The organism is Kitasatospora paranensis, from assembly GCF_039544005.1.
In the GTDB taxonomy this organism is placed as follows: Bacteria; Actinomycetota; Actinomycetes; order Streptomycetales; family Streptomycetaceae; genus Kitasatospora; species Kitasatospora paranensis.
In genome coordinates, this window is record NZ_BAABKV010000001.1 from 5,016,427 (window position 1) to 5,029,479 (window position 13,053).

Below are 13,053 nucleotides of genomic sequence, written 5' to 3' on the forward strand. Positions count from 1 at the left end.
CGGGGACAGGGTGGGGCGGCGTCAGCGCGCCGGCGGCCCGACGGCGACGCTCACCACGTTGAGGTGGTCCAGCAGCGGCACGCAGGACCGGCACGGCGGGGCGTGGGTGCCGTGTGCCGGATCACCCTCCTCGCGGATCCGCACCGTGGTCAGCCGGGCACCCTTGAGCGCCTTGCGGGCGTCGTTGAGGCCGAGCGGCTTGCGTGCGGCCCGCTTGGAACGGGCCGCGTCCACCGTGGTCAGGTACTGGGACAGCAGGACGGCCTCCGGGCAGCGGCCCAGGAAGCGCTCCCGGTGCTCGACCGGCAGCCCCGCCAGGAACTCGGCGACCAGCGGGTGCAGCAGCGGAGCGAGGTCCGCCTTGTCGCCCGCCAGGGTGTGCACCTGGCCGTTCTTCAGCGAGAGGGCTGCCGCCACGGCGGGCAGCAGGCTGTCCCGGTGGTGGCGCAGCAGCGGCGTGGCCACGGCGGCGGCCGGCGGCTCCTGGCCGTCCGACGGGTTCGCTGACATGGTCCTCCTCCACTCTGCTCGGTGCCGTGCCCGTTCGGTCGGGCGGGGCCGGGCGGACCGGCGTTTCCGGTCCCCGGCTCACATTCTGGGCCTCAAGACTGTCAAACCCCGTCGGACGCCACGGACCCGGGGTGTACGGAGCGTTGCGAACGCCCGTCGGACGCGCCTCGGGTTTGCGCATTCGGCCCCCGGGGCGTACGGCGGCCGGTACCGTTCCAGCTGCGAGGTCACCTGGGCACATCGTGGGGGCACCGCCGGCAGCAGGGCCGGCGGGAGCGTGCTGCCCCGGTCCCGCACGGACAGCGTGGTGCCCGGGGCAGTGACGCTCCGGCACCGGACAAGGGGGTCTTGTCGATGTCGACGCAGTACGGTCCGGCGGCCGAGGCGCACGAAGCGCCCGGCGAACACGTACCGACGCCGGGCGCCGCCGAACCCGTCGCCGCCCCGCGGATCGGCCTGGCCGTGGTCGGGGCCGGCTACTGGGGCCCGAACCTCGTCCGCAACGCCCAGCAGACCGCCGCCCTGCGGCTGCACTGGCTGTGCGACCTCGACGAGGAGCGCTCCCGCCGGGTCCTCGGCGAGTACAGCACCGTGCGCTCCACCACCTCCTTCGAGCAGGTCCTCGACGACGAGCGGGTGCGGGCGGTGGCGATCGCCACCCCGGCCGCCGCGCACTACAAGCTCGTCCGCGCCGCCCTGGAGGCCGGCAAGCACGTCCTGGTCGAGAAGCCGATCACCACCACCGCCGCGGACGCCGCCGAGCTGTGCGAACTCGCCGAGGACCGCGGCCTGGTGCTGATGTGCGACCACACCTTCTGCTACACCCCGGTCGTCCGCCGGATCCGCGAGCTGGTGCACGGCGGCGAGATCGGCGACATCCAGTTCTTCGACTCCGTCCGGATCAACCTGGGCCTCGTCCAGCCCGACGTGGACGTGCTCTGGGACCTCGCCCCGCACGACCTGTCCATCCTCGACTTCGTGCTGCCGCCTGGCGTCGAACCGGTCGGGGTCAGCGCCCAGGGCGCCGACCCGATCGGCGCCGGCCAGGCCTGCGTCGCCTACCTCACCGTCCGCCTCAGCAACGGCGCGCTCGCCCACTGCCACGTCAACTGGCTGTCGCCGACCAAGGTGCGCACCACCCTGATCGGCGGCTCCCGGCGCACCCTGGTCTGGGACGACCTCAACCCGCAGGCCCGGCTCACCGTCCACGACCGCGGCGTCGACCTCACCCCGCCCGACGAGCTCACCGACGCCATCCGCCACCGCGCCCTCATCTCCTACCGGGTCGGCGACATGGTCGCGCCCGCCCTGGTCGAACAGGAGGCGCTGCGCAACGTGATGGCCGAGTTCGCCGCCGCCATCACCGAGGGCCGGGCCCCGCTCACCGACGGCCGCTCCGGCCTGCGCGTGCTGCGGCTGCTGCACGCCGCCTCCCGCAGCCTCGAACTCGGCGGCGCCACCGTGCCCGTCGGCCCCGCGACCGACGTCGAACCGATCACCGCACAGGAGAGGGCCGCCGCCCGATGAACGCAGTCCCGCTCGCCGGATCCCGCTGCCTGGTCACCGGGGGAGCCGGCACCATCGGCTCCACCGTGGTCGACCAGCTGATCGAGGCCGGCGCCCGCGAGGTCGTCGTCCTCGACAACTTCGTCCGCGGCCGCGTCGCCAACCTCGCCCGCGCCCAGGAGCTCGCCGCCCCCGGGCAGCTGCGCGTCGTCGACGGCGACATCCGCGACCGCGCCCTGCTGCGCGAACTCCTCGGCGACGACACCGACCTGCTCTTCCACCTCGCCGCGATCCGGATCACCCAGTGCGCCGCCGAACCGCGGCTCGCCCTGGAGATCATGGTCGACGGCACCTTCGACGTCATCGAGGCCGCCGCCGAACGCGGCGTCCGGAAGCTGATCGCCTCCTCCACCGCCTCCGTCTACGGCCTCGCCGACACCTTCCCGACGCCGGAGACCCAGCACCCCTACAACAACGACACCTTCTACGGCGCCGCCAAGGTGTTCAACGAGGGCATGCTGCGCAGCTTCCACGCGATGACCGGCCTGGACTACGTCGCCCTGCGCTACTTCAACGTGTACGGGCCCCGGATGGACGTCCACGGCAAGTACACCGAGGTCTTCATCCGCTGGATGGAGCGGATCGACGCCGGGCAGCCGCCGCTCATCTTCGGCGACGGCGCTCAGACCATGGACTTCGTCTACACCGAGGACATCGCCCGGGCCAACCTGCTGGCGGCCGCCGCACCCGTCACCGACCGGGTCTACAACATCGCCTCCGCCACCGAGGTCTCGCTGCGCGGCCTCGCCGACGCCCTGCTCGCCGCCATGGACCGCGGCGACCTCGCGGTCGAGCACGGCCCGGCCCGCGGCACCGCCGGCGGCGTGGTGCGGCGCCTCGCCGACATCTCCGCCGCCGAGCGCGACCTCGGCTGGAAGCCCGAACTCGGCCTGGACGACGGCCTGCGCAGGCTCGTCGCCTGGTGGCGCGAGCAGTAGCCCCCCGCAGCACATAGACCGCGAGCCCCGCCGACCGAGCGAGCACCACGACCTCAGCGAGTACCCCGGAGCAGCCCACCGTGTCCACCATCCCCGTCATGATCCCCTGGCTCGGCGAGGAGGAGGCCCAGGCCGCCGCGGAGGCCGTCCGCTCCGGCTGGGTCGCCCAGGGCCCGCGCGTCGCCGCCTTCGAGCAGGCCTTCGCCGACCACCTCGGCGTGCCGCACGCCGTCGCCGTGTCCTCCTGCACCACCGCGCTGCACCTGGCGCTGATCGGCGCCGGCGTCGGCCCCGGCGACGAGGTCGTGGTGCCCTCGCTCTCCTTCATCGCCACCGCCAACGCCGTCACCTACGTCGGTGCCGTCCCGGTCTTCGCCGACGTCGACCCGGCCACCGGCAACCTCACCCCCGACACCGTCGCCGAGGTGCTCACCGCGCGGACGAAGGCCGTCATCGCCGTCGACCAGGGCGGTGTCCCGGTCGACCTGGACGCGATCCGCGCCCGCGTCGAACCGTCCGGCGCCACGGTCGTCGAGGACGCCGCCTGCGGCGCCGGCTCCACCTACCGAGGCCGCCCGGTCGGCGCGGCCGCGGAGATCGCCGCCTACTCCTTCCACCCGCGCAAGCTCCTCACCACCGGCGAGGGCGGCATGGTGACCTGCCACGACGCCGCGCTCGCCGCCCGGCTGCGCCGCTTGCGCGAACACGGGATGAGCGTCTCGGCCGCCGACCGGCACACCGCCGCCGGCGGGGCGAGCGTGGTGGAGACGTACGACGAGATCGGCTTCAACCACCGGATGACCGACATCCAGGCGGCCGTCGGACTCGTCCAGCTCGGCAAGCTGCCCGCCATGGTCGCCCGGCGGCGCGAACTCGCCGCCCGCTACCGCACCCTGCTCGGCCCGCTGGCCGACCGGATGGTGGTCGCCGACCCGCCGCACGGCACCGGCAACCACCAGGCCTGCTGGCTGCTGCTGCCGGACGGCGCCCCCGACCGCACCGAGGTGCTGGCCCGGCTCGCCGCCGCAGGTGTCTCCGCCCGCCGCGGCATCATGGCCGCCCACCTGGAGGCCCCGTACAAGGGCACCGCCCGGGTGCCGCTGCCCGCCACGGAGCTGATCACCCGTCGCTCGCTGATCCTGCCGCTCTTCCACACCCTGACCGAGCAGCAGCAGGACACCGTGGCCGCCGCCCTCCGGGAGGCCGTCGGGTGACATCGGTCAGGCACCTCGGGCACGCCGGCTTCCTGGTCGAGCACGCCGGCCTGCGCATCCTGATCGACCCGTGGTTCCACCCCGCCTTCCTGGGCGCCTGGTTCCCGTACCCCGACAACCGCGAGCTGCTGCCGGAGGTCGTCGCCGGCCACCACGACTACCTCTACGTCTCGCACACCCACGAGGACCACCTCGACGAGCGGCTGCTCGCCCGGCTCTCCCGCGACGTCACCGTGCTGGTGCCGCGCTACCGCACCGGCTCGGTGGCGCGTCGGCTCGCCGCGCTCGGCTTCACCCGGCAGGTCCGGCTCGCCCACCGCGAGGAGCACCGGCTCGGCCCCGACGCCACCGCCACCATGCTGCTCGACACCAGCCACAAGGAGGACAGCGGGCTGCTGCTCGACCTCGGGGGCTTCCGCTTCCTGGACCTCAACGACTGCAACCCGCCGCTGTCCGACCTCCCCGCCGGCATCGACCTGCTGGCCGCCCAGTACTCGGGCGCCATGTGGTACCCGAACGCCTACGACTACCCGCCGGCGCAGATGGCCGCCAAGACCGCCGCCGTCCGCGCCGACCTGATGGACAGCCTGGCCCGCAAGGTCCGCCTCACCGGCGCCCGCACCTACCTGCCGTCGGCCGGCCCGGCCTGCTTCCTCGACCCGGAGCTGGACCGCTTCAACGACCGCCGACGGACGATCTTCCCGCACTGGGAGGACGTCGCCGCCGACTTCGCGCGCGCCTGCCCCGGCACCGCCGTCGTGCGCACCGTCCCCGGCGACCGCGTCGAAGCCCGCCCGCGGCCCGACGGCCCGGAGGCGCCCCCGGCCCCGCCCGGCCGCTGGCACACCGACCCGGCCGGCTACCTCGCCGACTACCGCGAACGCCGCCGGGACGAATGGCAGGCCTACCACCGCGGCGAGATCGCCGAACCCACCGCGGAGGAGGTCGGCGCGCACTTCGACCGGCTCCAGCGGCTCAACCGGCCGCTGCTCGCCGACTACCGGGCCGGGCTCGCGCTGGAGGCCGGCGGCGCCGCCTGGCGGATCGCCCTCGGCGACCTCGCCACCCGGATCGAACTGGAGGACGACCCTGTCGACCCCGGGTACACCATCCGCGTGCCGCCGCGCGCCCTGCGGGCCGTCCTCGACGGCCGGGCCGGCTGGGAGGAGGCGCTGCTGTCCATGCGCCTGGCGCTGCACCGCGACCCGGACGTCTTCGACGTCACCCTGCTCTCGCTGCTGCGCTACGGCCACCAGCCGGCCCAGACCCGCCGGCTGGTCCGCGAGCGCGCCGCCGGCGGCGAGTGGGTCGAGCGGGACGGGCTGCGGCTGCAGCGCTGGTGCCCGCACGCCGGCGAGGACCTCAGCCATGCGCTGATCGCCGACGGCGTCGTCGAGTGCCCGCGGCACCACTGGAAGTGGTCCACCACGACCGGCGCCTGCCTGGCCGGCGGCTCGCTCCCGCTGCGGGTCGAACCGTCGGCCGCCGGCGGGCCGGCGCCCGCGGACGTCCCCGTCCCTCTTCCCGTCCCTGTTCCCGTTCCCGCGTCCGTCCCCCTCCCCGAGCCCGTTCCCGAGCCAGCCGAGAGGCACATTCCATGACCGACATCCCGCTCGTCGACCTGCACGCCTCCCACGCCGAGGTCGCCGAGGAGGTCCGCGCCGGGTTCGACGCGGTGCTGGCGAGCGGCGCGTACATCAAGGGCCCGGACGTCGCCGCCTTCGAGGCCGAGTACGCCGCCTTCTGCGGCGTGCGGCACGCCGTCGGCACCGCCAACGGCACCGACGCCGTCGAACTCGCCCTGCGCGCCCTCGACCTGCCGCCCGGCGCCGGGGTGGTGCTGCCCGCCAACACCTTCGTCGCCACCGCCGAGGCCGTCGTCCGGGCCGGGCTGCACCCGGTGCTCGTGGACGTCGACCCCGACCACCTGCTGATCGACCCGGCCCGGGTGGCGGCCGTGCTGCCGCACGCCGCCGCGCTGCTGCCCGTCCACCTGAACGGCCAGCTCGCCCCGATGGCCGCGCTGCTCGACCTCGCCGGGGACCGCCCGGTGGTCGAGGACGCCGCGCAGTCGCAGGGCGCCCGGCAGGACGGCGCGGCCTCCGGCGTCCGGGGCCGGATCGCGGCCACCAGCTTCTACCCGGGCAAGAACCTCGGCGCGTACGGCGACGCGGGCGCGGTCACCACCGACGACGACGACCTCGCCACCGCCGTCCGGCTGATGGGGGACCACGGCTCCGGGCGCAAGTACGTGCACGAGCGGTTCGGCTTCAACTCCCGGATGGACACGCTCCAGGCGGTGGTGCTGCGCGCCAAGCTCCGCCGGCTGCCCGCCTGGAACGCGGCCCGGCGCGCCGCCGCCGCCCGCTACGACGCGCTGCTCGCCGGGCTGGCGGGTGTCGCGCTGCCGCGCACCCTGCCGGGCAACGAGCACGTCTGGCACCTGTACGCCGTGCGGGTGGAGCGCGACCGCGACGCCGTCCTCGCCGAACTGCACGCCGCGGGCATCGGCGCGGGCGTGCACTACCCCGTGCCCGTCCACCTCCAGCCCGCCTTCCGCCACCTCGGGCACGGCGAGGGCGCCTTCCCGGTCACCGAGCGGGCCGCCGGTGAGATCCTCACCCTGCCGCTGCACCCGCAGATCACCGAGGACCAGCAGATCCGGGTCGCGGAGGTGCTGGCGAAGGCCGTCCGCGGCTGACATGAACGGGGCGGCCGGTCTGCACTCAGGGGTGGCCGCCCCTGCTTCCGGGGGTGCCGCTTCCCCTACGCTGGTGCTCGCAATGTTGCAGCTGCCAGTGGGGGAACCCTGATGACGACAGGTCGGCCCGGCGCCGCCGCGCCCAACTCGGCGTACGCGGGGCAGGTGGTGCAGTTCCCGGACCCGGTCCGGGCCGACCGGCACCCGGCCGGCGTCCGGGTGGACGAGTACGGCCTCCCGGACTTCGGACCGTACGCCGTCGCCGCGGCCGAGGTCGCCGACCCGCCCGAGGGGTTCGGCGTCGACGAGCTCCGGCTGACCGACTACGTCTCCGCCAACGCCGCGCTCTACACCCAGGGCCACGAACTGTGGGCCGACCTGCCGACGGCGGTCGCCACCCCGCACGGCTGGACGTGGCACCACGTCGCCGGCCGCGCCGCCCCGGCTGGCGCCGGATGGAACTCGTCCCGGTCGAGGTCAAGGCGCTGCTGCGGCACCACGGAGGGCTGGCCCGCTCCTCGGCCGACCACTCCCGGCGCGGCACCCGCCCGCTCCAGGAGCGCCGCCCCGTGCACTTCCCGCTGGCCATGGACGGCGGCGACCCGGTCGCGGTCACCGAGGACCTGGTGCAGCGCGCCGAGCAGCGGCTCGGCCACGACCTGCCGGCCGCCTACCGCACCTTCCTCAAGGCCGCCGGCGGCCGGACGCCGGCCGGGGTCGCCCTGGACGTCGAGTACGGCATCCTGCTCGACCAGCCGTTCCTGACGGTCAGTGAGGAATACGGCGTCCACGACCTGGTGTACGCCAACAAGTGCCTGCGCGACCACCTCACCAAGGACTACCTGGGCGTGGCCTACGCCCAGGGCGGCCTGCTGGCGCTGAAGGTGCGCGGCGAGCGGACGGGCTCGGTCTGGTTCTGCCCGTACGACGACGCCCGCGACGCCGACGGCGCCGAGCCGCCCGAGGACCGGGTGGCGCGACTGCTGCTGCCCTGCGGGGAGAGCTTCGACGACTTCCTGCTCCGGCTGGCGGGCAGCCCGCCGGAGCTGGAGACGGTCGCGGGGCTGATGGTGGACGGTGGGTTCGCCCGCGCCGTCCCGGTGAACTGATCAACGGAGGGGTGAGCCGGGCGTGGTGACGTACGCGCAGGCACAGGAGATTGCCGACGACTGGATCAACGCCGGTGTGCCGCGCGCCAAACAGCGCGAGGTACGGGTGCGTGAGTTCGATCTCGGCTTCGTCTGCTGGCCGGTGGAGAAGGCCGGCGAGGAGCCGGCCACGGGCGGCGAGTTGCGGCTGGTGATCGCCCGCGACAGCGGGGCGAGCACGCTCTGGCCGCCGCTGCCGGTCAACGAGGTGGTGCGGCAGTTCGAGGAGACCTACGGCGGCCGGACGGAACCCAACCCGGCCGGTGCGGCCCGGCCGGTGCCCGGCGCGGTCGAGGCCACCTCGTTCCTGCTGAGCCCGCCGCAGTGGCTGCAGGAGGCGGGCGCCGCGGCGATCGCCGCGGAGGCGGAGCGGCTCGGCACCGCCGCACCCGCGCCGCCCGGCCCGGCCGCGCCCGCGCCCGCCTCCGCGCCCGCGCCCGCGCTGCAGACCATGCCGCCGTCCTCCGGCCGTCCGGCCGGCGACGCACCGACCGTGCTCGCGGCGCCCCCGGCCAGGGCGCCTTCGCGCCGCCGCCCGGCGCCGAGGGCCTCACCGTGCCGATGCCGCTCCAGGGCGTCGGCCCGGTGCCCGCCCCGGTGCCCGAGGGCGCGACCGTGCCGCTGCCGGAGGGCTTCCCCGGCGGCCCGGCCGTGCCGCCCGGCCCCGGTACCCCGCCCGCGGGCGTGCCGTTCCCCGGTACTCCGGCCGGCGGCACCCCCGTGCCGCCGCCCGCCGTCGAGCACGCGCCCACCGTGCTGGCCGGCCCCGGCTCGCTGCCGCCGATGCCCCCCGGGCCGTCGGCCGCGCCGGGCGGCCCCGGCATCGAGTACGCGCCGACCATGCTGGCCACCGACGGCCCGCCCGGGCTGATGGGCCTGCCGGGTGCCCCCGGCAACCCCGCGGAGGCGGGCGGCCTGGGCCGCTCCGGCCCGACGGCCCCGCCGCCGCCCCCGCCGGCCGACCTGCACGGCGCGGCCCCCGGCGCCGGCGCGTCCGGGCAGCTCGGCCGCTCCGGCCCGAGCGCCCCGCCACCGCCGCCGCCCGCCGACCTGCGCGGTGCGGCCGGAGGCCCGGCCTCCGGTGCGGTCGGCCGCGGCGGCCCCGGCGCCCCGCCGCCGCCCGCACCGTCCGGCCTGCTCGGCGGCGCGGCCCCGGCACCGGCCCCGGCCGCTGCACCGGCCGGCCCGTCCGCTGAGGCGGCCGGCGTCGCGTACGCGGCCACCCAGCTGGCGCACGCCGTCGAACTGCCCGGCGGCCCCGGCCCCGCCGGGCCCGCCACCCCGCCGTACGCGGCCCCGGCGATGCCCCCGCCGCCGGTCGGCGCCGCCCCGGTGCCGGGCCCGCCGCCGGTGTACGGCTACCCGGGCGCCGGCCCGGTCGGCCCGCCGCCGGCCGTGCCCGGCCCCGCCATGCCCCCGATGCCGGCCCCGGCCGGACCGGGACCGGTGCCGCCCGGTGCGCCCGTGCCCGGCGCTCCGGCCGGCCCCGGCGTGCCGACCATCGGCCCCGGCACCCAGGCCGTGATCAGCTACCGCCGCCCGGACGGCTCCGAGCAGTCCCTGGTGATGGCGAGCGAGCCCGGCACCCCGCACCCGGAGTGGAAGGCGCTCCAGGAGATGCGGCGGCTCGGCGTGCCGCCGGACCAGGTGCTGGAGTTCCACACCGAGCTGGAGCTGTGCGACCTGCCCGGCGGGTACTGCGCCCGGATGGTCAAGTCCTCCTGGCCGAACGTGCGGATCACCCACACCGTCCCGTACGGCCGCGACCGGCAGGCCCGGCAGTCCGGGATGGCGCTGCTGCTCGACCACCTGGACCAGCTGCACCAGCTGGCCGCCGCCCCGCAGCGGCCCCGGCCGGTGCACGCGCCGCTGCCGCCGCCCGGCACCGTCGCCCCGCTGCCGCCGCTCGCCCCGCAGCAGCTGGCCGCCGAACTCGGCCAGGCCTTCAACGGCGCGGTCTTCCGCTTCGAGCAGCGCGCGGTCTCCCGGCAGGGCGTGCCGGAGGCCGTCGCGCAGACCCTGATGTGGGCCGGCCTGCCGCGCGACTTCGCGCCGTTCTTCTGGGCCCAGGCCCAGGAGGGACGGCCGATCCCGACCCTCGCCGAGCTGGCCGCCGAGCGCGGCCGCCCGGCCGGTCCGGACTTCGGCGGCTACCTGGTGCTCGGCAACGACTACGGCCGGCAGCTGTGCGTCCAGTACGGCACCGCCGCGGTGGTCGCGGTCGACCTGGAGGGAACCGGCGAGCCGCCGCGCTTCGTCAACAGCGGCGTACCCGAGTTCGTCCGCTGCCTGGCCGTCCTGGGACGGATGTGGCGGCTGCGCTACGGACTCACCCCGGAGCAGGCCGGCCGCTGGACCACGGACCTCCAGGCCCAGCTGCTGGCGGCCGACCCGGCTGCCCTGCACACCCCCGAAGGCTGGTGGGCGGTGCTGCTGGAGCAGTTCTGGGACGGCCTGATGTAGCCGACCGGGGGCGGGCCCCGCGGACCGCCCCCGGCCTCGCCTGGTTGGGCTTTCGACCGTATCTGCGCAAAATAGGTCAAGTGGGCGGCCCTGGGTCGTCCCCGAACGGACAGAGATCCCGCGAGCACGGGTCCCGACAGCACGAGGGGAAGAGAGCCGATGAGCGACGCCGTCTCCCAGCACGGCTTCACGGTTGCCAGGCGCGGTTACGCGCCCGAGCAGGTCCACGGGACGCTCGCGGGGCTGACCGCGGAGCGCGACGAGGCGTGGGAACGGCTCAGCGTGCTCGGCGCGGGCCTGCGGGAGATGGAGAAGCGCCTCGCCGAGATCCTCCAGGCCAAGGAGGACGCGCCGCAGCCCGACTACGGCCGGCTCAGCGAGCAGGCCGCGGCGCTGATGGCGATCGCCGACAACGAGAGCGAGGCGGTGCGCTCCGCCGCCCTGCGCGGTGCCGGCGACATCCGCGACGACGCGGAGAAGGCCGGCCAGGCCGCGGCGCGCTCCGCCGAGGCGTACTCGGCCACCCTGCGCGGGGAGGCGGAGCAGGCCGTCCGGGAGACCGAGACCAGCAGCCGGGCCACCTCCGAGCGGATGCGCCTGGAGGCCGAGCTCGACGCCCGTGCCGCCCGGGACGCCGCGACCGCCGACGCCGCCCGCATCCGGCTGGCCGCGGCCGAGGCGGAGGAGCGCGCCGAGGCCAAGCTGGCCGAGCTGCGCCGCCGCTCGGACGAGATGTTCGCCGAGGCCGAGGCCCAGGCCGACGCCGAGGAGGCGAAGATCACCGCGGGCGCGGAGCGCCGGCTGCGCGAGGCGGAGCAGCACCGCGAGGCCGTCCTCGGCGAGATCCGCACGATCGAGGGCGCGGCCCAGACCAAGGCCGAGGACCTGCTCTCCGCGGCCCGGCTGAAGGCCGAGCGGATCCGCGTCGCCGGCGAGGCCGACCAGCGCGACTTCGCGGAGCGGCACGCGACGATGCAGGAGCAGCTGGACACCATCAAGAAGACCCTGGCTGAGCTCACCGGTGCGGCGATCGGGGCGATCGAACCGGGCCGCCGCCCGGCCGCCCTGGAGGCCGCCGCCAAGGAGGCCAACGAGCCGGAGCTGACCCTCGACCTGCTGCTGAAGAAGCCCCTCGTGGCGCCCGCGCCCGCGGCGGAGGAGACCGAGGAGACCGCCGACACCGAGGCCGGGGCCGACGTGGTTGCCGACAGCCCTGCGGAGTCCGAGGCCGAGCCGAGGATCGTCCCCAAGATCGTCATCGTGGACGACGGCATCGACCACGACACCCGCCCCAGCCACATCACCCGCCGGGGCTGACGCGGGACCGGTAGCACGACGGAGCCCCGTCCCGCCGATCGCTCGGCGGGACGGGGCTCCGTCGGTAGGGGCGGACCGCGCCGGGCATCCGGCCGTCGTCGGTCCGGCCCGGGGTGGCGAAGTCGTCATACCCGTTGTTGCCGTTCAGGCTCGGCGGATGCGGGACGCGTCGTCCTTCCGCGCGTCCGCCCGGCCCGGCGGCGTCCAAATCGATGGCTTTGTTCGCGAGAACCGACAGCAGATGTTCACCACTTCGGGATTCACCGGGGTCAGCGGCCGTTCGATTTCCACTGAGGCCCGCCGGCGACTGGACCGACGAAGTATTCGGTTGTTCATGAACGGCTGAACCTGCCACGGTCACCGGCATGAGCGTGGTTCTGGGAGACAAGTCCGGGTTCGCCGCAGAGGTCGGCGAGCCGGGCCCGCTGTGCCGGGTCGACCTCTGGGCGGCTGGAAAGTGGCTGACCTGCGACGACAACATGGCGTACGTCCCCCAGTTCCGCCGCGATGTGCTGGACACCGCCGCCTGGCTGCGGTCCGGCGAAGGTTCTTCCTTGCCGTTCGCCGGCTTCTCCGCCGAGGCCGCACACCGGCGTCTCAGGCAGCACGCGGGGGGCGACGACGAGTCCGAGGCCGACCACCAGCTGCGCAGCCGGTTTCGGTTCCTGCTCTGGGGGCCCACCACCGACAACGTGATGGCCTACTTGTTCCGCGAGGACGACCGCTTGGTGATCACGCTGGAGTTCTGGCGTGAGGAACACCTGGTCAGCCATCCCGAAGACGCCGGTTCGGTCTTCGGGATCGAGATCCCGGTCGAGGAGTTCATCGGGATCCTTGAGGGTATCGCGGCCGCGCTCGACGCCAGCTGGAGCGAGAGCCGGTCTGATCCTTCGGTGCCACCACGTGTGTCTCTCTCCCCAGGGCGGGACTGATCCGCGGAGAGGCCCGGTTCGATTACGGACTCACTCAAGCGACTCCCGAAACGGTGAACATCTGCTGTCGGTTCTCGCGAACAAAGCCACTGTTACGACTTCACCACCATCGGCTGCATCTACGGCGGTAACTGGAACGACCGGGTGGACTACGTCGAGCTGTAGTCACCGACTGTCGAACACCCGTGTGGGGCCGTCTCTGGGGGCTGGCCCCACACGGGGTGCAGGCCGGATGGTTGCGCGGCACCCGGTGTTCCCTGCGAC

At 75.2% G+C, this 13,053-nt stretch carries 10 protein-coding genes and 1 pseudogene; 9 read left to right on the plus strand and 2 right to left on the minus strand.

The window, feature by feature from the left end; translation table 11 throughout:
* Window positions 1-21 precede the first annotated feature (21 nt).
* Window positions 22-510 carry a YwqJ-related putative deaminase gene (locus ABEB13_RS24195; RefSeq protein ID WP_345707167.1) on the minus strand — a complete coding sequence of 163 codons (489 nt, stop codon included), beginning with the start codon at window positions 508-510 and terminating at the stop codon, window positions 22-24.
* A 354-nt stretch (window positions 511-864) separates the two neighbouring features.
* On the opposite strand from ABEB13_RS24195, the gene ABEB13_RS24200 reads away from it, so the two are divergent.
* The 6 genes and pseudogenes from ABEB13_RS24200 to ABEB13_RS24225 all read left to right on the plus strand — a co-directional run bounded on the left by ABEB13_RS24200 (window position 865) and on the right by ABEB13_RS24225 (window position 8,038).
* Window positions 865-2,037, plus strand: a complete 1,173-nt coding sequence (locus ABEB13_RS24200; RefSeq protein ID WP_345707168.1) for a Gfo/Idh/MocA family protein — start codon at window positions 865-867, stop codon at window positions 2,035-2,037.
* Window positions 2,034-3,014 carry an NAD-dependent epimerase/dehydratase family protein gene (locus tag ABEB13_RS24205; protein WP_345707169.1) on the plus strand — a complete coding sequence of 327 codons (981 nt, stop codon included), beginning with the start codon at window positions 2,034-2,036 and terminating at the stop codon, window positions 3,012-3,014. Before ABEB13_RS24200 ends, ABEB13_RS24205 begins: the two co-directional genes overlap by 4 nt.
* Before the next feature lie 80 nt (window positions 3,015-3,094).
* On the plus strand, window positions 3,095-4,228 hold the full coding sequence (locus ABEB13_RS24210; RefSeq protein ID WP_345707170.1) for a DegT/DnrJ/EryC1/StrS family aminotransferase: 1,134 nt from the start codon (window positions 3,095-3,097) through the stop codon (window positions 4,226-4,228).
* Window positions 4,225-5,829 carry an MBL fold metallo-hydrolase gene (locus tag ABEB13_RS24215; RefSeq protein ID WP_345707171.1) on the plus strand — a complete coding sequence of 535 codons (1,605 nt, stop codon included), beginning with the start codon at window positions 4,225-4,227 and terminating at the stop codon, window positions 5,827-5,829. Before ABEB13_RS24210 ends, ABEB13_RS24215 begins: the two co-directional genes overlap by 4 nt.
* Window positions 5,826-6,929 carry a DegT/DnrJ/EryC1/StrS family aminotransferase gene (locus ABEB13_RS24220; protein ID WP_345707172.1) on the plus strand — a complete coding sequence of 368 codons (1,104 nt, stop codon included), beginning with the start codon at window positions 5,826-5,828 and terminating at the stop codon, window positions 6,927-6,929. Before ABEB13_RS24215 ends, ABEB13_RS24220 begins: the two co-directional genes overlap by 4 nt.
* Before the next feature lie 111 nt (window positions 6,930-7,040).
* Window positions 7,041-8,038: pseudogene (locus ABEB13_RS24225) on the plus strand (SMI1/KNR4 family protein).
* 270 nt (window positions 8,039-8,308) lie between these two features.
* Here the strand turns inward: ABEB13_RS24225 and ABEB13_RS24230 are convergent.
* On the minus strand, window positions 8,309-8,530 hold the full coding sequence (locus ABEB13_RS24230) for a hypothetical protein (protein ID WP_345707173.1): 222 nt from the start codon (window positions 8,528-8,530) through the stop codon (window positions 8,309-8,311).
* A 108-nt stretch (window positions 8,531-8,638) separates the two neighbouring features.
* Between ABEB13_RS24230 and ABEB13_RS24235 the strand changes: the two genes are divergently transcribed.
* The 3 genes from ABEB13_RS24235 to ABEB13_RS24245 all read left to right on the plus strand — a co-directional run bounded on the left by ABEB13_RS24235 (window position 8,639) and on the right by ABEB13_RS24245 (window position 12,789).
* The gene (locus ABEB13_RS24235) at window positions 8,639-10,540 is read left to right on the plus strand and encodes an SUKH-4 family immunity protein (RefSeq protein ID WP_345707174.1); all 1,902 of its coding nucleotides are present in this window, start codon (window positions 8,639-8,641) and stop codon (window positions 10,538-10,540) included.
* Between the two features lie 159 nt (window positions 10,541-10,699).
* Window positions 10,700-11,857 carry a hypothetical protein gene (locus ABEB13_RS24240; protein WP_345707175.1) on the plus strand — a complete coding sequence of 386 codons (1,158 nt, stop codon included), beginning with the start codon at window positions 10,700-10,702 and terminating at the stop codon, window positions 11,855-11,857.
* Between the two features lie 365 nt (window positions 11,858-12,222).
* Window positions 12,223-12,789, plus strand: a complete 567-nt coding sequence (locus ABEB13_RS24245) for a hypothetical protein (RefSeq protein WP_345707176.1) — start codon at window positions 12,223-12,225, stop codon at window positions 12,787-12,789.
* Window positions 12,790-13,053: the final 264 nt, after the last annotated feature.

Bases quoted from the DNA above. Each gene is read 5' to 3' on its own strand.
- ABEB13_RS24195 (WP_345707167.1), bottom strand. From the start codon at position 510: ATGTCAGCGAACCCGTCGGACGGCCAGGAGCCGCCGGCCGCCGCCGTG.
- ABEB13_RS24200 (WP_345707168.1), top strand. From the start codon at position 865: ATGTCGACGCAGTACGGTCCGGCGGCCGAGGCGCACGAAGCGCCCGGC.
- ABEB13_RS24205 (WP_345707169.1), top strand. From the start codon at position 2,034: ATGAACGCAGTCCCGCTCGCCGGATCCCGCTGCCTGGTCACCGGGGGA.
- ABEB13_RS24220 (WP_345707172.1), top strand. From the start codon at position 5,826: ATGACCGACATCCCGCTCGTCGACCTGCACGCCTCCCACGCCGAGGTC.
- ABEB13_RS24230 (WP_345707173.1), bottom strand. From the start codon at position 8,530: ATGGTCTGCAGCGCGGGCGCGGGCGCGGAGGCGGGCGCGGGCGCGGCC.
- ABEB13_RS24235 (WP_345707174.1), top strand. From the start codon at position 8,639: ATGCCGCTCCAGGGCGTCGGCCCGGTGCCCGCCCCGGTGCCCGAGGGC.
- ABEB13_RS24240 (WP_345707175.1), top strand. From the start codon at position 10,700: ATGAGCGACGCCGTCTCCCAGCACGGCTTCACGGTTGCCAGGCGCGGT.
- ABEB13_RS24245 (WP_345707176.1), top strand. From the start codon at position 12,223: ATGAGCGTGGTTCTGGGAGACAAGTCCGGGTTCGCCGCAGAGGTCGGC.